Origin of the sequence: Nocardioides guangzhouensis (assembly GCF_004519545.1) — a bacterium.
Taxonomy (GTDB): Bacteria; Actinomycetota; Actinomycetes; order Propionibacteriales; family Nocardioidaceae; genus Nocardioides; species Nocardioides guangzhouensis.
Genome location: NZ_SDKM01000009.1, coordinates 113,542 through 131,783 on the forward strand (window position 1 = coordinate 113,542; position 18,242 = coordinate 131,783).

Below are 18,242 nucleotides of genomic sequence, written 5' to 3' on the forward strand. Positions count from 1 at the left end.
GACGGCTCAGGCCCTCGGCGGCTTCGGGGTCACCCAGAGCTTGATGACGCCGGTGATCACGACCTCGCCGTCGGCCCGCTCGCCGCGCACGCGGACGTGCAGGTCGGGATCGTCGGACTCCCACTGCTCGGGGTCGGTCTCGGCGATGCAGGTGATGTCGCTGGTCGCCTTCGCGGTGTAGCTGACGTCCATGCCCTTGGGGATCCACCGCTTGCCCGCGGGGATGGTGGCCTCGGCGAGCGCACCCATCGCGGCCTCGAGCCCGTTGCACAGCGCGATCGCGTGCACGGTGCCGAGGTGGTTGTGGACGCCGCGCCGCTTCGGGATCACCAGCGCGGCACGGTTCGGCCGGATCTCGACGAACCGCGGCCGGATGGTCGCGAAGTACGGCGCCTTCTGGGCGAAGGCGATCGAGAACAGGCGCTTGCCCCCGGGCAGCGCGGTGGTCTTGTTCCAGAGGTCGAGCACGGCAGGCATGCCGCCGAGACTAGAACGTGTTCCGGCACCTCGCCCACGGGTTGTGGGCGAGGTCTCAGCGGCTGACGGGGGTCAGGCCGGCCGGATGTTCTGGTTGTGCCGGAACAGGTTGCCGGGGTCGTAGGTCTTCTTGATCGCGGCCAGCCGGTCGTAGTTGCCCTTGTAGTTGGCGCGGATCCGCTCCTGGTCGTCCTCGGCCATGAAGTTGATGTACCCGCCCTCCTCGGAGTGCGGTGCCGTCGCGTCGTAGTAGTCGCGGACCCAGGCCGTGCCGGCCGCGTCGTCGACCTGGTCGGGCGGCCACATCCCCGCGATCACCGTCGCGAAGGTCGCGTCGCGGTAGGCGAAGGCGGTCGAGTCCGGGGCGACCCGGTGGCAGGCGCCGTTGATCGGGTAGATGTGCATCGTCGAGTTCACCGCCGGCAGCTTCGGCCCGTGCTCGAGGTGGGCGGCGATCGCGTCGTCGGTCAGCTCCTTGACGAAGTTGGCCTTCCAGTAGTGGTGCAGCCCCGGCGGGACGAGCGCGTCGAACGCGCTGTTGAGCGCCGGGTAGGGCATCGGCCCGACCATCTCGGCCACCCGGGGCGCCACGTCGCGGATCGGCTGCAACGCCTTCTCCCCCGCGTCGAGGTCGCCCGCCCAGCAGGTCACCATCGCGATGAACGGCTCACCGTGACGGTCCTCGGGGATGAACGGCAGCGGCGGGGCGATCTGGTACGCCGGGAAGCAGCCGAGCTCCTCGGGGGCGTCGGCGATGAAGTCCCGGTAGAACCGGAGCACGTCGCCGGCCTTGTCCAGCTCGAAGAACATCGGTCCGCCGTAGATGTCCTTGACCGGGCTGAGCCGGAACTCGAACGACGTGACGACGCCGAAGTTGCCGCCACCGCCGCGGATCGCCCAGAACAGGTCGGCGTCGTCCTTCTCGCTGGCGACGTGGAAGCTGCCGTCACCGGTGACCACGTCGGCCGAGAGCAGGTTGTCCAGGGCCAGGCCGAGGCCCCGGGCCAGGTAGCCGATCCCGCCCCCGAGGGTGAGGCCGCCGACGCCCGTGGTCGAGATGATGCCGCCGGTCGTGGCCAGCCCGAAGGCGTACGTCGCGTCGTTCAGGTCGCCCCAGGTCGCCCCGCCCTCGACGCGCGCTGTCCGGGTCAGCGGGTCGACCCGGACCGCCCGCATGCCGGACAGGTCGACGACCACGCCGTCGTCGCAGGTGCCGAACCCGGGCACGCTGTGCGCGCCGCCGCGCACCGCGACGCTCAGCCCGCTGTCGGCGGCGAAGCGGACGGCGGTCATCACGTCGCCGGCGTTGGCCGGCCGGACGATCACCGCGGGCCGCCTGTCGATCATGCCGTTGCGGACCGTGCGCGCGACGTCGTACCCGTCGTCCTCCGGCCCGATCACCGTGCCCCTGGTCTGTTCGCGCAGCGCGTCCAGCGTGGCGTTCATGTGGCTCCTCCTGTTGCTCAGAGTGGTTCGGGTCGAGCGACAGGGGCGTCGAGAGGGCGTCACGAGGCGCAACGATCCGCGGCTCGGCCCTCCAGCAGCCGACGCTAGACCCGGACCGCGGCCGTCGCCATGGCACAGGCGCGCCATTGAATTCCGCAGGCGGGTCGCTAGGGCGCGTCCGCACCGATCGGGGCCAGCAGCTCGACCCGGTTGCCGTGGCCGTCGCGGGTGTGGCAGCGCTGGTGGCCGGGGAAGGTGTGGCGCTCGGTCCAGTCGACCTCGAAGCCGAGACCGGCCAGCCGGTCGGCGGTCTCGGCCAGCGCGACGACGTCGTCGAGCAGCAGCGCCGGGTGCGCCCTGCGGGCCGGCGTGAACGGCTCCTCGACGCCCACGTGCACCTCGGCGGTGACCCCGCCGGAGCCGTCGTAGGCACGGAACCAGGCGCCGCCACGCCCGGCCAGGTCGGCCGGCTTGTGCACCTCGGTCAGCCCGAGCCCGTCGGTCCAGTAGCGGCGAGCCTCCGCCTCCCCGCCGCGCGGGCAGGCGAGCTGGACGTGGTGCAGCCTCATCGGTCCACCCCGCCCGGAACCTGCGCGACCACGAAGATCCGACGGAAGGGCAGGACCACGCCGTACGGGCGGGTCGGGTACGCCGCGGCGAGGCGGCGACGGAACTCCGCGGCGAACTCCTCGCGCAGCCCGTCGGGCAGCGCCTGCAGCGTCGGCCGGGCCCCGGTGCCGGTGACCCAGGTGAAGACCGGGTCCTCGCCGGTCAGCACGTGGAGGTACGTCGTCTCCCACGCGTCGACGGTGCAGCCGAGGCCGGCCAGGGCCTCGAGGTACGTCGCGGGATCGTGCGAGCTCGGCACCGCGACGCCGGCGGTGTGGGCGGCGAACCGTTCCTCCGCGGCGAGCCCGGTGCGGATCGTGTGGCTGGGCTCGTCGACGTTGCCCGGGACCTGGAAGGCCAGCCAGCCGCCCGGGGCGACCCGGCCGGCGAGGGCCGGCAGCAGGTCGAGGTGGCCGGGCACCCACTGCAGGGTGGCGTTGGAGAGGAGGACGTCGACGGGCGGCGCGTCGCCGGCGACCCAGTCGCGGAGGTCGGCGACCGCGAACGCGAGGCCGGGCTCGGCGGCCCGGGCGGCCTCCACCATCTCGGGGCTGGAGTCGAGGCCGGTGACGCGTGCTCCGGGCCACCGTTGCGCCAGCAGCGCGGTCAGGTTGCCGGGACCGCAGCCGAGGTCCACGACCGTGGCCGGGGCGTCGGCGTCGACTCGCTGGAGCAGCTCGACGAAGGGCCGGCCACGCTCGCCGGCGTACGTCAGGTAGTGGCCGGGGTCCCAGGTGTGCGCCATGCGCCGCCTCCGATGTATCTCGACATCAAGATAAAACCCAATGCTCCCCACAATCTGTCTTGATGTCAAGATTCTCGACGGATCCGGTTAGCATGGGCCCATGCGGGACGAGGTGGACGAGCTGGTCGAGGCGTGGGGGCGCGAGCGCTCCGACCTCGACCTGACTCCGGTGGAGGTGTTCAGCCGGATCGGTCGGCTGGCCCGGCACCTCGACCTCGCCCGCCGGCGCGCCTTCGCCGAGCACGCCATCGAGTCCTGGGAGTTCGACGTGCTGGCCGCGCTGAGGCGGGCCGGCGGCGACTACCAGCTCTCCCCCGGCCGCCTGATCAAGGAGACCCTGGTGACCAGCGGCACCATGACCAACCGGGTCGACCGACTGGCGGCTCGCGGACTGGTGGAGCGGCTCCCCGACCCGAAGGACCGGCGTGGTGTGCTGGTCCGGCTCACCCCGGCCGGCCGCTCGACCGTGGACGGCGCGTTCGAGGCGCTGCTCGACGCCGAGCGGGAGCTCCTGGTGGACCTGCCCGAGAAGGACCGGACCCGCCTGGCCACCCTGCTGCGGACGCTGATGACGCCGTTCAACGGGCCGGTGGCGGACTGAGGTCGGGCTACTCCAGCACGTCGGCCGCCTCGAGCCACTCGAGCTCGACCTCGTCCTTCTCCGCGGCCAGGTCGTCGAGCCGGGCGCTCAGCTCGGCCAGCCTCTCGTAGTCCTGCGCGTGCGCCGCGATCTCCGCGTTGAGCTCCGCCTCGCGCGCGGCGATCCGCTCGAGCTGCTTGTCGAGCCGGGCCAGGGTCTTGCGGGCCGCGCGCTCCTCGGCGCTGCCGGCACGGGCCTTGGGGGCGACCGCCTGTTCCACGGCCGCAGGAGCGGCCGCGGGACGGGCTTCAGCCGCTTCGGCCTGCCGTTCGGCCTCGACCCTCGCGTGGCGACGCTCGAGGTACTCCTCCACCCCGCGCGGCAGCATCGAGATCTGCCCGTCGCCGAGCAGCGCCCAGGTCGAGTCGGTGACCCGCTCGAGGAAGTACCGGTCGTGCGAGACCACCACCAGCGTCCCCGGCCAGCCGTCGAGGAAGTCCTCGAGGACGTTGAGGGTCTCGATGTCGAGGTCGTTGGTCGGCTCGTCGAGGAGCAGCACGTTGGGCTCGGTGAGCAGCAGCCGCAGCAGCTGGAACCGCCGCCGCTCGCCGCCGGAGAGGTCGCCCACGCGGGCGGTCAGCTTGTCGCCGGTGAAGCCGAAGCGCTCGAGCATCGCCGTCGCCGAGACCTCGCCGTCGGCGGTGCGGGTGACCCGGCGGATCGACTCGATGGTCGGCAGCACCCGCGCCTCCGGGTCGAGGTCGTCGACCTGCTGGGTGAGGTGCTGCAGCGCGACCGTCCGGCCGTGCTTCACGCGGCCGACGTCGGGCGCCAGCTCGCCCGAGAGCAGCGAGAGCACCGAGGTCTTCCCGGCACCGTTGACACCGACGATGCCGACCCGGTCGCCGGGCCCGAGCCGCCACGTGGCGTGCGAGAGCAGCTGCCGGGTGCCACGGGTCAGGTCGACGTCCTCCACGTCGAGGACGTCCTTGCCCAGCCGCTGGGTGGCGAACCGCTGCAGCTCCAGCCGGTCGCGCGGCGGCGGGACGTCCTCGATGAGCGCGTTGGCGGCGTCGATGCGGAACTTCGGCTTCGAGGTCCGGGCCGGGGCGCCGCGGCGCAGCCAGGCCAGCTCCTTGCGCACCAGGTTCTGCCGGCGCACCTCCGAGGCCGCGGCCTGGCGCTGCCGCTCGGCCTTCGCCAGCACGAAGGCGGCGTACCCGCCGTCGTAGGAGTCGACCACGCCATCGTGGACCTCCCACGTGGTCTGGCAGACCGCGTCGAGGAACCAGCGGTCGTGGGTGACCACGACCAGCGCGGATGAGAGCCCGACCAGGTGCTCGGCCAGCCAGGCCACCGCCTCGACGTCGAGATGGTTGGTGGGCTCGTCGAGGATCACCAGGTCGTGCTCGTCGAGCAGGAGCGCGGCCAGCGAGCAGCGCCGACGCTCGCCGCCGGAGAGCCCGAGCACCGCGCGGTCGAGGGTGATCCCGGCCAGCAGCTCCTCGACGACCTGGCGGGTGGTCGCGTCGGCGGCCCACTCGTGGTCGGCCTTCCCGCCGAGCACCGCCTCGCGGACCGAGTGCGTGTCGGAGAGCTCGTCGCCCTGGTGGAGGTAGCCGATCCGCAGCCCGCGGGCCCGCGAGACCCGGCCGGCGTCGGGCTCCTCGAGCCCGCTCATCACCTCGAGCAGCGTGGTCTTGCCGTCGCCGTTGCGGCCGACGATGCCGACCCGCTCCCCCACCGCGATGCCGAGGGAGACGTCGCTGAGCAGCGGCCGGACGCCGTACGCCTTGGAGACCCGCTCCAGGTTCACGAGGTTGGCCATCACAGCACCGTCGCGCCGGGGACGGGGCCGTGGCACACCAGGGCCCGGCCGTACGGCGAGAGCGCGGCCGCCACCGACGCCGCATGGTCCGGGTCGCCGCACAGGAACAGGCACGTGGGGCCGGAGCCCGACACCAGCGCGGCGTACGCCGAGGCGTCGAGGCCGGCGCGCAGCGGCTCGGCGAGCTGGGGCCGCAGGCGGAGCGACGCCGGCTGGAGGTCGTTGCCGACCGCGTCCGCGAGCGCGCGGGCGTCGCCGGCCCGGAGCGCCGCGACCAGGGCCGGCGGGATCTCGGGGTCGGGGACCTCGACGCCCTCGTGGAGCACGTCGAAGTCGGCGTACACCGCGGGCGTGGACATGCCCGTGTCGAAGGTCAGCACCACCCAGTCGTAGCGGCCGTGGTCCTCCAGCGGCTCGACCAGCTCGCCGCGGCCGTGGCCGGACGCGGAGCCGCCGACCAGCCCGAACGGGACGTCGGAACCGAGCTCGCCGGCCAGCTCGAGCAGCCGGGCGGGGGGTAGGGAGAGGTCCCACAGCAGGCTGCAGGCGAGCAGCGCGGCCGCACCGTCCGCGGAACCACCGGCCAGGCCACCGGCCACCGGGATGCCCTTGTCGAGGTGCAAGGCCACCGGCTGGTCGACGCCGTGCTCGCGGGCCAGCAGCTTCGCGGCCCGCAGGGCGAGGTTGGTGTCGTCCAGCGGCACGCCCGCGGTGTCGATGCCGACCTGGCCGGTGCAGGTCACCGCCCAGTCGTCGGCCGGGGTGGCGGTGACGGTCGAGAACAGGGAGATCGCCTGGTAGGCGGTGGCCAGCGGGTGGAAGCCGTCGGGCCGGACCGGGCCGACACCCAGGTGCAGGTTGATCTTGGCCGGGGCGCGGACGGTCACCCCGGTCTCGTGGAGGGAGGTCATGTCGTGGCGCTCCCGGGCAGTCCCCCGTGCAGTCCTTCCGCGATCCGGGCGAACTCCTCGACCCCGATCGCCTCGCCGCGTGCCATCGGGTCGACGCCGGCGTGGGCAAGCGCCGCCTCGGCGGCCGCGGCCGAGCCGGCCAGGTTCTTCAGGGTGGAGCGCAGGGTCTTGCGGCGCTGGGCGAACGCCGCGTCGACGACCGCGAACACCTGCTCGCGGGTGGCGGTCGTGGCCGGCGGCTCGCGGCGGGTCCAGGCGACCAGGCCCGAGTCCACGTTCGGGGCCGGCCAGAACACGTTGCGGCCGATCGCGCCCGCGCGGCGCACGTCGGCATACCAGGCGGCCTTGACCGACGGCACGCCGTAGACCTTCGAGCCGGGGCGGGCCGCCAGCCGGTCCGCGACCTCGGACTGCACCATCACCAGGCCGTGCTCGAGCGACGGCAGCAGCTGGAGCAGGTGCAGCAGCACCGGCACCGACACGTTGTAGGGGAGGTTGGCCACCAGCGCCGTGGGCGGCGGTCCGGGGACCTCCTCGACCCGCATCGCGTCAGCGAGCAGCACCTCGCAGTGCGCCGCCTGGTCAGGGGCGAACTCGGCGATGGTGCCGGGCAACGCCTCCGCCAGCACCGGGTCGACCTCGATCGCCACCACCCGGCGGGCGACCGCGAGCAGGGCGAGGGTCAGCGAGCCGAGGCCGGGGCCGACCTCGACCACGACGTCGTCGGCGGTGATCCCCGACTCCCGCACGATCCGGCGCACGGTGTTGGGGTCGATCACGAAGTTCTGGCCGCGCTGCTTGGTCGGGCGGACGTCGACCGCGGCCGCCAGCGAACGCACCTCCGCCGGGCCGAGGAGTCTCGGCCCGGCGGAGGTGGTGTCGGCCGGTTCGGGCATGGGCGCCAGCCTAGTCACGGCCGCGCGTCTGCCGCAGGGTCAGGTCGGTCAGGTGGGCAGGCCCAACTTCGAGGCGCAGCCCGGCCACGCGCCGTACCCGCCGTTGGCGTCGCGGACCTTGGTCGCGATCGCGATCTGGGTCTCCCGGCTGTTCTGGTGCGGGTAGCCGCTGCCGCCGTACGCGTGCCAGGTGCTCAGGTTGAACTGGAGACCGCCGTAGTAGCCGTTGCCGGTGTTGATGGCCCAGTTGCCGCCGGCCTCGCACTGCGCGAGCTGGTCCCAGACGGTGCTGCCGCCGGCGAAGTTCGGCGCGTTCTGCTTGGTGCCCACGCGGACGATCGCGTCGACCGGCTTGCGGAGCACGTCGGCCTTGACGACCTTGGTGGCGAACAGCTCGCCGTTGCGGTAGGTGAGGCGGTAGACGACGTCACGCTTGCCCTCGCGCCCGGCGCGGACGGTCTCGGTCTCGCCCTCGTACATCGAGGAGTCCTCGCGCTCGACCGTGTCGAAGTCGATGCTCTCACCGTCGACGCGCTTGGTGGACACGCGGACCTTGGTCACGGTGATCTTGTCGCCCTCGGAGACCTCGGTGCCCAGGCCGGGCTTCACGATGTCGTCCTTGTCGTAGTCGACCTTCAGCTTGTCGAGGACGTCGCGGACGGTGAGCCCGGCGACCTCGCGCTTGGTGCGCTTGTCCTTCCCGACCTTGATCGTCAGCTTCTTGGGCGTGACCACCGTGAGGCTCATGCCGCCACGGTCGATCTCGGCACCACGGCTGGCGGACAGGTCGGCGCCGGCGAAGCGGCGGCCGATCTCGGACAGCGCGCTGTCCACGTCGGTGGAGGTGACCCAGTAGGTGCGCACCTCACCGTCGACCTCCAGCTCGAGGGGGCGGGCGAAGCGGACCGCGATACGGGTGCCGTCGTCGACCTTCTCGTCGAGGCCGGGGCTGACGATGTCCTTGTCGTCGACCTCGATGTCCTCGCTCTCGAGGACGTCACCGACCGTCGAGCCCATGGAGCTCACGGTGCGGGTCTCGCCGTCGAGCGAGAGGGTGACCTCCTTGCTGAGGGCTGCGTAGCCCATGGTCGTGCCGACCAGGGCGAGCGCAACCGCGGTCACGAGGACCACGAGGACGGATTTGCTCTTGCTGAGATGTGCGAGGCGTGAGCGCACGGGTCTCCAGACGTCGTTCTCCCCGGGCCTCGGGGCCGGCGCTGCACCCGCGCACGACCCTCGGGCGGGACGTGCGGGATGCGGTGGAACGTCGGTGCCCAACGTCCGGACACCGGTGCGCCGACAGGTGATCAGTCCCGATCCCGGCCAACAAGCCAACGACCCTAAGTGCCCAAATCGGACATGACAAACTCCTCGGCGACCGCCTGGGGAGGGCCGGGACCGGACCGGTCCGGCGTTTGCGCAGGTCAACTCGCGTGTCGTGGGGTGGACGTGTTTCCGGTCACCCGGGGTGTTTCGCGGTCTGTACCACCGGCTCGGCGACGGTCTTCACCAGGTTTCGGCCGCGCCGTCCGGACGTCCTCACCAGGCGCCGAACACGGCCGTCGTGGTCGCATCGACGGCGGCGCAGAGCCCTCCGAGGTCGTCCCCCCGGACCTCGGCCATGGCCCGCATCGTCAGCGGCACGAGGTACGACGCGTTGGGACGCCCGCGGTAGGGCATCGGGGTGAGGAACGGGGCGTCGGTCTCGACCAGGATCCGGTCCCACGGGGTCACCCGGAGCGCCCCCCGCAGGGCCCCGGCGTTCTTGAAGGTGACCGTGCCGGCGAAGCTGAGGTGGGCGCCGCGGTCGAGGCAGGCGCGGGCCACCGTGGCGTCGCCGGAGAAGCAGTGCATGACCCAGCGGTCGGGAGGACCCTCCTCGTCGATCACCCGGAGCACCTCGTCGTGGGCGTCGCGGTCGTGGATCATCAGCACCTTGTCGAGGCGCTTTGCGAGGTCGATGTGCCGGCGGAACGACGCGACCTGCGCGTCCCGGCCCTCCAGTCCCGTCCGGAAGTGGTCGAGCCCGGTCTCCCCCACCACCCGGACCCGGTCGCTCGATGTCGCCAGCCGCTCGATCTCGTCGATCGCCGCGTCCAGCTCGCCGGCTTCGGCGAGGCCCGGGGCCTCGTTCGGGTGCAGCGCGACGCCGGCGACCAGCGCGTCGTGCCGCTCGGCCGCCTCCACCGCCCAGCGGGCGCCGGGCAGGTCGCAGCCGATCTGCACGATCCGGGTGACGCCGACCTCGGCCGCGGCCGCGATCGCCTCCTCCGTGCTGAACCAGTCGTCGCCGTCGCTGATGTCGAGGTGGCAGTGGTTGTCGGCCACGGGGTGCGGCAGCGGCTCGGGGGCCGGCGGCCGGGTCCGGTCGCGCCGGCTGCCGCTCGCCTCCTCGGTGGCGGACCTGCTGCGGATCGGCCCGTCGGTCATGCCTGCTCCTCGCTCTCGTGCGCCGCGGGCCGGTGCACCGCGTCGTACACCTCGCGCTTGGGGACGCCGGCCCGGCGGGCCACGTCGAGGATCGCCTGCTTCCGTGGCATCCCCCCGGTCTCGAGCTCGGCGACCAGGTCCCGCCACAGCGCCGGGTCGTCACCGACCTCGGCGACCGCGGTCGCGCCCTGCACGACGATCGTCACCTCACCGCGCACCCCCGCCTCCGCCCAGACGACGAGGTCGTGCAGCGGGCCGCGGCGTACCTCCTCGTGGGTCTTGGTCAGCTCCCGGCAGACCGCGGCAGGACGGTCGTCGCCGAGCGCCCCGGCCATCGCGGTCAGCGCGGCGGCGGTGCGGTGCGGGGCCTCGAAGAAGACCATCGTGCGCTGCTCGGCGGCCAGGTCGGCCAGGCGGCGCGACCGCTCGCCGGCCTTGCGGGGCAGGAACCCCTCGAAGCAGAACCGGTCGACCGGCAGCCCGCTCACGGCGAGCGCGGTGAGCACCGCCGACGGGCCCGGTACGGCGGTCACGGCCAGGTCCTCGGCCACCGCCGCGGCGACCAGGCGGTAGCCGGGGTCGGAGACGCTCGGCATCCCGGCGTCGGTGACCAGCAGCACTCGCTCGCCCGAGCGCAGCGCGTCCAGCAGCAGCGGGGTGCGCGTCGCCTCGTTGCCCTCGAAGTAGGAGACCACCCGACCGGTGACGGTCACGTCGAGGTCGGCCGCGAGCCGCTTGAGTCGGCGGGTGTCCTCGGCTGCGACCACGTCGGCGCTGCCGAGCTCCTCGGCCAGCCGCGGTGGGGCGTCCGCCACCCGGCCGATCGGGGTGGCCGCCAGCACCAGCAGGCCGGCGGAGTCGGTGGGGGTCACGGCACCGATCATGTCAGGACGTTGCCGGCCCGGCGCGCTGCGGCCCGGCACGTAGAGTTCCCCGCGTGACGCCCGTGGACACGGCCGACGAGGGCCTCGACGACCGGCCCGCGGAGACCGACCCCCGGCCGACCGTGAGCCTGTCGCGCACCGCCGCGGGCGACGTCGTCCCGCCGGCCCGGGAGCGGTTCCGACCCCTGGCCCGGCTCGAGGACCCGATCGTCGGGTGGACCGCCGCGGTGGCGATCGCGGTGCTGGCGTTCGTGCTGCGGGTCTGGCACCTCGGCACACCGCGCGAGTTCGAGTTCGACGAGACGTACTACGCCAAGGACGCCTGGTCGATGCTCAACCACGGCTACGTCCGCGGGTACGTCGACTCCGCCAACGACCGGATCCTCGACGGCCGGACGACCGGGATCTGGCAGCGCGACCCGTCGATGGTCGTGCACCCCGAGGTCGGGAAGTGGCTGATCGCGCTCGGCGAGAAGGCGTTCGGCATGGATCCGTTCGGCTGGCGGATCGCGGCCTGCGTCGCGGGCTCCCTGATGGTGCTGGTGATGTGCCGGCTGGCGCGACGGCTGACCGGCTCGACGTTGCTGGGCTGCGTGGCCGGGCTGCTGCTCTGCTTCGACGGCATGATGCTGGTGCTCTCGCGGCTGGCGCTGCTCGACATCTTCCTCGCGCTCTTCCTGCTGCTCGCGGCGTCCTGCCTGGTCGCGGACCGGGACTGGACCCGGCGCCGGTTCGCGGACCGGGTCGACGCCGGCGGGGTCGACGCCGGCGGGATCGGCGGCTGGGGTCCGCGGCTGTGGTTCCGGCCGTGGCTGCTGACCGCCGGGATCTGGTTCGGCTTGGCCTGCGGCACCAAGTGGAGCGCGGCGTACGCGCTCGCGGCGTTCGGCGTGCTCGTGCTGTTCTGGAACGCCGGCGCCCGTCGCAGCATCGGTGTGCGGTGGCCGCTGCCGAAGGCGACCGTCCTCGACGGGGTACCGGCGTTCCTGCACCTGGTGGTGGTGGCGCTCGTCGTCTACGTCGCGTCGTGGACGGGTTGGCTTGTGCACGCCCACGAGTACGAACAGCACCTGTCGTCCACGCAGTACACCCGGTTCGTCTCCGCCGAGGACGGCTGCACCAAGAAGGGCGACGTGATCGTGAAGCTCGACGACGACAAGCGGTGGCCGACCGCGACCGAGCCGGACGCGTCGGGGCCGGGCGAGCTGGTCCAGTCGCTGCGGTCGCTCTGGTACTACCACCACGACGTCTACGAGTTCCACACGCACTTCCTGAACTGCTCCAAGCACATCTACCAGTCCGACCCCGGCGGCTGGCTGCTGCTGTCACGGCCGGTGGGCGTGAACGTCGAGAACGACATCAAGCCCGGGTCGCAGGGCTGTCAGGCCCCGGACGGCTCCAACTGCCTGCGCGAGGTGCTGCTCATCGGCACCCCGGTGCTGTGGTGGGCCGGTGCGCTGGCGCTCGCCTACGCCGTGGTCGCGTGGGTGCTGCGTCGGGACTGGCGGTTCGGGTTCGCCGTGGTCGGGGCGCTGTCGATGTGGCTGCCGTGGCAGCTCAACGACCAGCGGCCGATCTTCAGCTTCTACGCGTCGTCGATCCTGCCGTTCACGATCCTCGCGCTCACGCTCACCCTCGGGCAGATCCTCGGGCCCGACCGGTCGCCCACCCCACGGCGCACGATCGGCACGATCATCGCCGGCTCGTTCGTGGTGCTGGTGATCTTGAACTTCGCGTGGTTCTGGCCGATCTGGACCAACGGGCTGCTCACGAAGTCCGAATGGTTCGACCGGATCTGGTTCTCCCGCTGGGTCTGACACCGCCGTCGGGCCGGGGCCGCTGGTCGAGGAGGTCGCTCTGCGACCGTCGCGGAACCAAGACCCCTCGCCGCCAGGTGGTCTTCGGGACGCTCCCTCCTCAACCACCGAGGTGGGCGGTGTCGCCGTGGGCGATGCGGCCGGGGCGGCGCACCTCGGCGACCACGCCGAAGTCGGTGTCGTGGAGGTCGGTGACCGTGTGCAACAGGTGGCGCTCGCCGGCCACGCCCACCTGGGGCATGGTCACCATCACGCACCGCGGCATCGGGGCGACCACCTCGAGCTCGGCCTCGCCGACCAGCAGGCGCCGACCGATCCAGTCGTCCTCGGGGAATCCGGGGGTGCGGCCGGTGTCCAGGACGACGTTCGGCCGGAAGTGCCGGACGTCGACCGGTGACCCGTGCGCGGCGGCGACCGCGGCCAGGGCCGACGTGGTGACCACGTGCACCGGGCCGTCGTCGAAGTGCGGGACGTCGTCCTCACGCGCCAGCCGCACGTCCCTCCCGACGTGCACACTGAGCGCCCGGTGCACGGACTCGTCGTCCCCGCGCACGGTGTTCCCGTCCGGCAGCACGATCACCGGCACCTCGCCGTCGTACGTCGCAGCGAGCTCGAGCAACCCGTCCATCTTGCGGAACCGCCGGGACGACTTGCCGCTGCCGAGCTTCCCGTCCGGGTCGCGCACCGCCCAGAGCCGGTCGGCGGCCACGCCGCGCGCGTCGACGTACAGCTCGTCGAGGTCCTCCCCCGACAGCGACTTCACGGGGTAGCGCCGCAGGAGCGCGACCGTCCCTGCTCCGGAAACCATGCGCCGATCATGCCAGCGGGCTGCCACGATGCCCTCGTGACCCGACTGCTGCCGGCGGTGCTGCGCGACGAGCCGCAGTACCGCTTGCTGTTCGGCAGCCAGGTGCTGTCGATCATCGGCGACCGGGTGGTCATGGTGGCGCTGCCGTTCGCGGTGCTCGCGGTCGGCGGCGACGTCGGCGACGTGGCCGTCGTGTCCGCGGCCCAGTTCCTGCCGTTCGTCCTGCTCGCGCTCCCGGCCGGCGTGCTGGCCGACCGGCACGACCGCAAGCGGATCCTGGTGGCCTCCGACACGGTCCGGATGGTCTGCCAGCTCGTCGGTGGCCTGCTGCTGGTCACCGGTCACGCCGAGGTGCCGCACCTGGTCGTCATCGCCGCGCTGTACGGCGCCTCCGACGCGTTCTTCGCGCCCTCCTTCACCGGCCTGCTCCCGGCCACGGTGGCGCCGGCCAACCTGCAGCCGGCCAACGCCCTGCGCGGGCTGACCTTCTCGGTCGCGTCCGTCGCCGGGCCGGTGCTGGCCGCGACCCTGGTCGCGTTCGCCGGCGGTCCCGGTGGCGCACTGCTGTTCGACGCCGCGACGTTCGCGGTCAGCGTGGCGCTGCTGCTGCCGCTGCGACCGCGGGTGGTCGAGGAGCACGCGGACGAGGACGAGGTAGCCGGCACCGACCACTTCTGGGACGGGCTGCGCGGCGGCTGGCGCGAGATCCGCTCCCGCTCCTGGGTGCTGGCGTTCCTGGCCGGGATGGCGACGTACCACGCGGTGGTGCTGCCGGCGGTCCACGTGATCGGGCCGGTGCTGGCCGACGCGGAGCTGGCGGGTGCCCGGTCGTGGGCGATCATCACCGCCGGGTTCGGGATCGGCTGCATCATCGGCGACCTGGTGTTCCTGCGCTGGCGGCCGCGGTTCGCGCTGCGCGTGGCGGCGATCCTGCTGGTCGGGGCCTCGTGCCAGGCCGCGTTCATCGGCAGCGGGCTGAGCGACTGGGGCATCGCCGGGCTCGAGCTGCTCGCGGGCATCTGCGTCACCGGCATGTTCACGCTCTGGGAGACCTCGCTGCAGGAGCACATCCCCGACCGCTCGCTGTCGCGGGTGTCGAGCTACGACTACCTCTCCAGCGCCGGCGTGATCCCGCTCGGGAACCTGGTCACGGGCGTGGTCGCCGCGGCGTACGGCGTGCACGTGACGCTGGTCGGGATGTCGGTGGTGGGACTGCTGGTCGCGGTCGGGATCGCCGCCGTACCGAGCGTCCGCACCCTGCCCCGCGGGGCCCCCGCCTGAGCTTGGTCTGGACCGCGCCGAACCGGAACGCCCGCCCGCAGCCACAAGGAATAGCGTGGACAACGGAACGGCAGCGTGGGGAGTCGTCATGGGACGACGAGCGTGGATCCGCAGGGTCGGCAGTGCCCTCCCCGTCCTCGCCCTGTGCCTGGCCGGGGCCGCGTGCTCGGGCGACGCCGGCTCCGACGACGCCGGCCCGTCCGCCTCGCCCGGCGCGCCGGTGGCGCCGACGTCACCGGCCGTCCCTCTCGACGGCGGACGGCTCTCCTCGGAGCTCGATGCGGTGCTGGCCTCCGGGACCGGGACCTACGAGAACCTCCGGGCGGTGCTCGTCTACCAGGACGGACGACCCCTGGTCCGGCTCCACTACGGCCGCGACAGCAGGCGCCCGGCCAACGTCATGTCGGTCACCAAGAGCGTCGTCGGCACGCTGGTCGGGATCGCCGAGGGCGAGGGGCTGCTGCGCCGCGACGACACGCTCGCCGACCTGCTCCCGTCGTATGCCGACCGGATGAACGACGAGATGGCCGGGACCACGCTCGAGCAGGTGCTGACCATGACCGCCGGCCTGCCCGCCGACCCCGACGTGTGGCCGGCCTACCGGTCGGAGTTCCCGGGGAGCGACGACTGGGTCGCGTCGATCGTCGAGAAGGGGATCACCGGTGAGCCCGGAACGTTCGCGTACTCCAGCCTTGGCTCGCACCTGCTCGCGGCGGTGCTCACCGAGGCGACCGGGACGTCGGTGCTCGACTACGCGCGGCGAGAGCTGCTCGGGCCGCTCGGCATCGACACCGCCGAGGCTCCGGCGTTGCAGCTCCGGGCCGGGGACGCGGCGGCCTACGTCCGGGCCGGGCACGTCTGGCCGACCGACCCGACCGGCGTCAACCTCGGCTACGCCTGGCTGAAGCTGTCCGCGGCCGACCTGGTGAAGCTGGGTCAGCTCTACCTCCAGGGCGGCCGCTGGAAGGGCGAGCAGGTGGTGCCCGAGGAATGGGTGCGCGCAGCGACCACGAACCACCTCGAGATGCTCGACGTCTCGGGCATGGGCTACGGCTACCAGTGGTGGACGGGCACCGCGGCCGACCGCCCGGCGTACTTCGCGCTGGGGTTCGGGGGGCAGCTGATCGAGGTGGTGCCCGACCTGTCGCTCGTGGTGGTGGCCACCAGCGACGTGCGTGACCCGCTGATCGGCCCGGCGTCCCTGGCCGCGATCGTCGACGACACCGTCGCGTTGCAGCTCGCGGACTGAGGGCACGCCTATCTAGGGGTTCACGACCGTCTCGCAGGAGACGAACTCGTCCTGCGGGTCCACCTCGTCGCGGTCGACCCGGTCGCGGCCCGGGCCGCACAGGACCAGGTCCGGCGCGGCGTCGTTGCGGAGGAACACGTGGTCAGCGCCCCGGTCGAGCCGGACCAGGTCGGCCCCCCGGCCCGGACGTACGTCGTCCCTCGCCTCGCCGCCCCAGATCCGGTCGTCGCCGGGGCCGCCGTGGATGACGTCGTTGCCGCGACCGCCGAACAGCCGGTCGTCGCCCGCGTCGCCGAGGACCAGGTCCGGACCCGAGCCGCCGCGGATCAGGTCCATGCCCGAGCCGCCGTGCGCGGTGTCGACGAGGTCCGCCTTCGCGACGTCGACGCCGCCCGGGCCGAGCAGGATCGTGTCGCGCCCGGGGCCGCCGAAGACCCGGTCCTCGCCCGCGCGTCCCTCGAGGTCGTCGTCCCCGCCCATCCCACGGAGCACGTCGTCGCCCCTCGTTCCGATGATCCGGTCGGGTCCCGGGGTCCCCACGACGGTCCGCGCGGAGGCCGGCGCCGCCAGCACGACTCCGCACACCACCGCGGCCGTCCCGGCGGCGAACGCAGCCCGCCGGCGGGTCATCGTGTTCGTCATGTCATCGGCCCTCTCGTTTGCTCTGGATCCTCGGTGCACGGGTGCGCGTCCCCGGGAGCGCGGAACACCCCGGTCGTCACGTGGTCGCGGGCTCCGCGTGGCCGGTCGCGGTGGTCGGCAGGGTGTGGGTGTGGGCGGCGGCGGCTGCGGCGGAGTCGCCCAGGGTGCCCCGCGCCTCGCGCGCCCTCCGGCCCATGACCACGACCATGGCCACACCGGCGAGGCTGAACACCGCCATCAGCCAGGACGTCGCGGCCAGTCCCGACGCGAGTGCCTCGCTGCGCGCCTGCCCGTCGGCGACCTGGTTGGAGGTGACCGTGCTGTAGACGGTCGCCGCGAGCGCGGTGGCCACGGCAGCGCCGACGTACCGCGCCATGTTGGACACCCCGGACGCCGCGCCGACCTGGTCCACCGGGACGCAGGCCGTCGACGCAGCCGAGGCCGGGCCGTTGGACATGCCCATGCCGACCGCGACCACGACCAGCGGCAGCAGGAACGCGCCGTACTTCCACGACGAGTCGGCGAGGCCGACCCAGGCGAACCCGATCGTCGTGAGCAGGAAGCCGATCCCCACCACCTCGCGGCCCCCCACCTTGGCCGCGAGCTTCGGGACCAGCGGCGCGACCACCACCAGTCCGACGGTGGCCGGCAGCGTCGCCAGGCCGGCCTCGAGCGGGCTGAAGCCCAGTGCGCTCGGGTCCTGGAAGTAGAGGCTCAGCACGTACATCAGGGCGTTGATGGTGCCGGCGCCGATCAGGATCGCCACCGTCGACCCGACCAGCACCCGGTTGCGCAGGAGCGCCAGGTCGAGCAGGGGTACGGCGACCCGGCGCTCCACCGCGACGAAGGCGATGCCCGCCACCACGCACACGCCCAGGCTGACCAGCGTGGCCGCCGACACCCAGCCCCAGTCGCCGCCCTTGCTCAACGCGAGGATCAGCGGTGCCAGGGTCAACGCGACCAGCACCGACCCGAGGTAGTCGATCGACCGGGGCCGGTCGGGGTCGCGGGACTCCGCGACGGTGGCGGCCGTCAGCAGCATGCAGCCGACCGCGATCCCGGCGTCGAGCCAGAACAGCCCCTGCCAGCCGGTCACGTCGACGAGGACGCCGCCGACCAGCGGGCCGGCCGCGGCCCCGACCGCAGCGGCGGCACCCCACAGCGACACCGCCCGCACCTGCTCCTGGCCGCTGTTGGCCACGGTGAGCAGGCTCAACCCGCAGGCCAGGATCGTGGACCCGGCGGCGCCCTGGATCATCCGGCCGGCGATCACCACCTCCCCCGATCCCGCCAGCGCGATCAGCACGCACGACGCCACGAACAGCAGCAGCCCGAGCTGGAAGACCCGCTTGCGCCCGAACACGTCCCCGAGCGAGCCCGAGGTGACGATGACCGCGGCGCCGACGAGCGAGTAGCCGGTCACCGCCCACTGGAGCGTGTCCACCGACATCCCGGTGTCCTCGCTGATCGCCGGCAGCAGGATCGCGACCGCGGAGGTGTTCGCATTGACCACCAGCGTGGAGATGCACGTCGCGAGGAGCACACCGAGCGCGTGCCCACCTTCCGCCGACCGGTCCACGGCCGCTCCTCCCGGGTCGCCTCCTGGCCAGCGCCCACGCTCCGCCCCCGCCGGTCCGCC

At 73.0% G+C, this 18,242-nt stretch carries 17 protein-coding genes; 4 read left to right on the forward strand and 13 right to left on the reverse strand.

Translation table 11 applies throughout. The features are described from left to right. Positions 1-6: 6 nt before the first annotated feature. The 4 genes from EKO23_RS08025 to EKO23_RS08040 form a co-directional block, all read right to left on the reverse strand. Positions 7-477, reverse strand: a complete 471-nt coding sequence (locus tag EKO23_RS08025) for a hotdog fold domain-containing protein (protein WP_134715993.1) — start codon at positions 475-477, stop codon at positions 7-9. Positions 478-549: 72 nt separating this feature from the next. Beyond that, complete coding sequence (locus EKO23_RS08030; RefSeq protein WP_134715995.1) at positions 550-1,923, reverse strand: FAD-binding oxidoreductase; 1,374 nt, start codon at positions 1,921-1,923, stop codon at positions 550-552. 167 nt (positions 1,924-2,090) lie between these two features. Next, entirely contained in the window at positions 2,091-2,492 is a 402-nt protein-coding gene (locus EKO23_RS08035; protein WP_134715997.1) for a VOC family protein, read from the reverse strand. Beyond that, positions 2,489-3,277: a trans-aconitate 2-methyltransferase gene (locus EKO23_RS08040; protein ID WP_134715998.1), complete on the reverse strand. Its 789-nt coding sequence runs from the start codon at positions 3,275-3,277 to the stop codon at positions 2,489-2,491. The genes EKO23_RS08035 and EKO23_RS08040 overlap by 4 nt, the downstream gene beginning before the upstream one ends. 100 nt (positions 3,278-3,377) lie before the next feature. Here EKO23_RS08040 and EKO23_RS08045 point away from each other — a divergent pair, with 100 nt between their 5' ends. After that, positions 3,378-3,878, forward strand: a complete 501-nt coding sequence (locus EKO23_RS08045; protein ID WP_134716000.1) for a MarR family winged helix-turn-helix transcriptional regulator — start codon at positions 3,378-3,380, stop codon at positions 3,876-3,878. A gap of 7 nt (positions 3,879-3,885) precedes the next feature. Here the strand turns inward: EKO23_RS08045 and EKO23_RS08050 are convergent, their stop codons facing one another. The 6 genes from EKO23_RS08050 to rsmI all read right to left on the reverse strand — a co-directional run bounded on the left by EKO23_RS08050 (position 3,886) and on the right by rsmI (position 10,806). Next, positions 3,886-5,685, reverse strand: coding sequence for an ABC-F family ATP-binding cassette domain-containing protein (locus EKO23_RS08050; protein WP_134716003.1), 1,800 nt, complete (start codon positions 5,683-5,685; stop codon positions 3,886-3,888). Continuing rightward, a complete protein-coding gene (locus tag EKO23_RS08055) occupies positions 5,685-6,596 on the reverse strand; it encodes a 4-(cytidine 5'-diphospho)-2-C-methyl-D-erythritol kinase (protein ID WP_134716005.1) in 912 nt (303 codons plus the stop codon). The genes EKO23_RS08050 and EKO23_RS08055 overlap by 1 nt, the downstream gene beginning before the upstream one ends. Next, positions 6,593-7,492: a 16S rRNA (adenine(1518)-N(6)/adenine(1519)-N(6))-dimethyltransferase RsmA gene (gene rsmA / locus EKO23_RS08060; protein ID WP_134716007.1), complete on the reverse strand. Its 900-nt coding sequence runs from the start codon at positions 7,490-7,492 to the stop codon at positions 6,593-6,595. Before rsmA ends, EKO23_RS08055 begins: the two co-directional genes overlap by 4 nt. 48 nt (positions 7,493-7,540) lie before the next feature. Next, complete coding sequence (locus tag EKO23_RS26425; protein ID WP_281280888.1) at positions 7,541-8,614, reverse strand: resuscitation-promoting factor; 1,074 nt, start codon at positions 8,612-8,614, stop codon at positions 7,541-7,543. Positions 8,615-9,031: 417 nt separating this feature from the next. Further along, positions 9,032-9,922 carry a TatD family hydrolase gene (locus EKO23_RS08070; protein ID WP_134716009.1) on the reverse strand — a complete coding sequence of 297 codons (891 nt, stop codon included), beginning with the start codon at positions 9,920-9,922 and terminating at the stop codon, positions 9,032-9,034. Further along, positions 9,919-10,806 (reverse strand): 16S rRNA (cytidine(1402)-2'-O)-methyltransferase, encoded by an 888-nt coding sequence (gene rsmI, locus EKO23_RS08075; RefSeq protein ID WP_134716011.1) that lies wholly within the window; start codon positions 10,804-10,806, stop codon positions 9,919-9,921. Before rsmI ends, EKO23_RS08070 begins: the two co-directional genes overlap by 4 nt. Before the next feature lie 53 nt (positions 10,807-10,859). Here rsmI and EKO23_RS08080 point away from each other — a divergent pair, with 53 nt between their 5' ends. After that, positions 10,860-12,623 (forward strand): dolichyl-phosphate-mannose--protein mannosyltransferase, encoded by a 1,764-nt coding sequence (locus EKO23_RS08080; RefSeq protein WP_246050960.1) that lies wholly within the window; start codon positions 10,860-10,862, stop codon positions 12,621-12,623. 100 nt (positions 12,624-12,723) lie between these two features. Here the strand turns inward: EKO23_RS08080 and EKO23_RS08085 are convergent, their stop codons facing one another. Then, positions 12,724-13,431: an MOSC domain-containing protein gene (locus tag EKO23_RS08085; RefSeq protein WP_134716013.1), complete on the reverse strand. Its 708-nt coding sequence runs from the start codon at positions 13,429-13,431 to the stop codon at positions 12,724-12,726. A 36-nt stretch (positions 13,432-13,467) separates the two neighbouring features. On the opposite strand from EKO23_RS08085, the gene EKO23_RS08090 reads away from it, so the two are divergent. Together EKO23_RS08090 and EKO23_RS08095 are read left to right on the forward strand one after the other, a co-directional pair. Then, positions 13,468-14,712, forward strand: a complete 1,245-nt coding sequence (locus tag EKO23_RS08090; protein WP_167880375.1) for an MFS transporter — start codon at positions 13,468-13,470, stop codon at positions 14,710-14,712. Positions 14,713-14,800: 88 nt separating this feature from the next. Continuing rightward, a complete protein-coding gene (locus EKO23_RS08095) occupies positions 14,801-15,961 on the forward strand; it encodes a serine hydrolase domain-containing protein (RefSeq protein WP_134716017.1) in 1,161 nt (386 codons plus the stop codon). A gap of 12 nt (positions 15,962-15,973) precedes the next feature. On the opposite strand, the gene EKO23_RS08100 is transcribed toward EKO23_RS08095, so the two are convergent. Together EKO23_RS08100 and EKO23_RS08105 are read right to left on the reverse strand one after the other, a co-directional pair. Further along, on the reverse strand, positions 15,974-16,603 hold the full coding sequence (locus EKO23_RS08100; RefSeq protein ID WP_134716019.1) for a calcium-binding protein: 630 nt from the start codon (positions 16,601-16,603) through the stop codon (positions 15,974-15,976). A gap of 76 nt (positions 16,604-16,679) precedes the next feature. Continuing rightward, positions 16,680-18,182 (reverse strand): MFS transporter, encoded by a 1,503-nt coding sequence (locus tag EKO23_RS08105; protein WP_217702527.1) that lies wholly within the window; start codon positions 18,180-18,182, stop codon positions 16,680-16,682. Positions 18,183-18,242: the final 60 nt, after the last annotated feature.

Excerpts from the sequence above, each read along its gene's own strand:
- EKO23_RS08025 (WP_134715993.1), bottom strand. The coding sequence starts at position 477 with ATGCCTGCCGTGCTCGACCTCTGGAACAAGACCACCGCGCTGCCCGGG.
- EKO23_RS08030 (WP_134715995.1), bottom strand. The coding sequence starts at position 1,923 with ATGAACGCCACGCTGGACGCGCTGCGCGAACAGACCAGGGGCACGGTG.
- EKO23_RS08035 (WP_134715997.1), bottom strand. The coding sequence starts at position 2,492 with ATGAGGCTGCACCACGTCCAGCTCGCCTGCCCGCGCGGCGGGGAGGCG.
- EKO23_RS08040 (WP_134715998.1), bottom strand. The coding sequence starts at position 3,277 with ATGGCGCACACCTGGGACCCCGGCCACTACCTGACGTACGCCGGCGAG.
- EKO23_RS08045 (WP_134716000.1), top strand. The coding sequence starts at position 3,378 with ATGCGGGACGAGGTGGACGAGCTGGTCGAGGCGTGGGGGCGCGAGCGC.
- EKO23_RS08050 (WP_134716003.1), bottom strand. The coding sequence starts at position 5,685 with ATGGCCAACCTCGTGAACCTGGAGCGGGTCTCCAAGGCGTACGGCGTC.
- EKO23_RS08055 (WP_134716005.1), bottom strand. The coding sequence starts at position 6,596 with ATGACCTCCCTCCACGAGACCGGGGTGACCGTCCGCGCCCCGGCCAAG.
- rsmA (WP_134716007.1), bottom strand. The coding sequence starts at position 7,492 with ATGCCCGAACCGGCCGACACCACCTCCGCCGGGCCGAGACTCCTCGGC.
- EKO23_RS08070 (WP_134716009.1), bottom strand. The coding sequence starts at position 9,922 with ATGACCGACGGGCCGATCCGCAGCAGGTCCGCCACCGAGGAGGCGAGC.
- rsmI (WP_134716011.1), bottom strand. The coding sequence starts at position 10,806 with ATGATCGGTGCCGTGACCCCCACCGACTCCGCCGGCCTGCTGGTGCTG.
- EKO23_RS08085 (WP_134716013.1), bottom strand. The coding sequence starts at position 13,431 with ATGGTTTCCGGAGCAGGGACGGTCGCGCTCCTGCGGCGCTACCCCGTG.
- EKO23_RS08095 (WP_134716017.1), top strand. The coding sequence starts at position 14,801 with ATGGGACGACGAGCGTGGATCCGCAGGGTCGGCAGTGCCCTCCCCGTC.
- EKO23_RS08100 (WP_134716019.1), bottom strand. The coding sequence starts at position 16,603 with ATGACGAACACGATGACCCGCCGGCGGGCTGCGTTCGCCGCCGGGACG.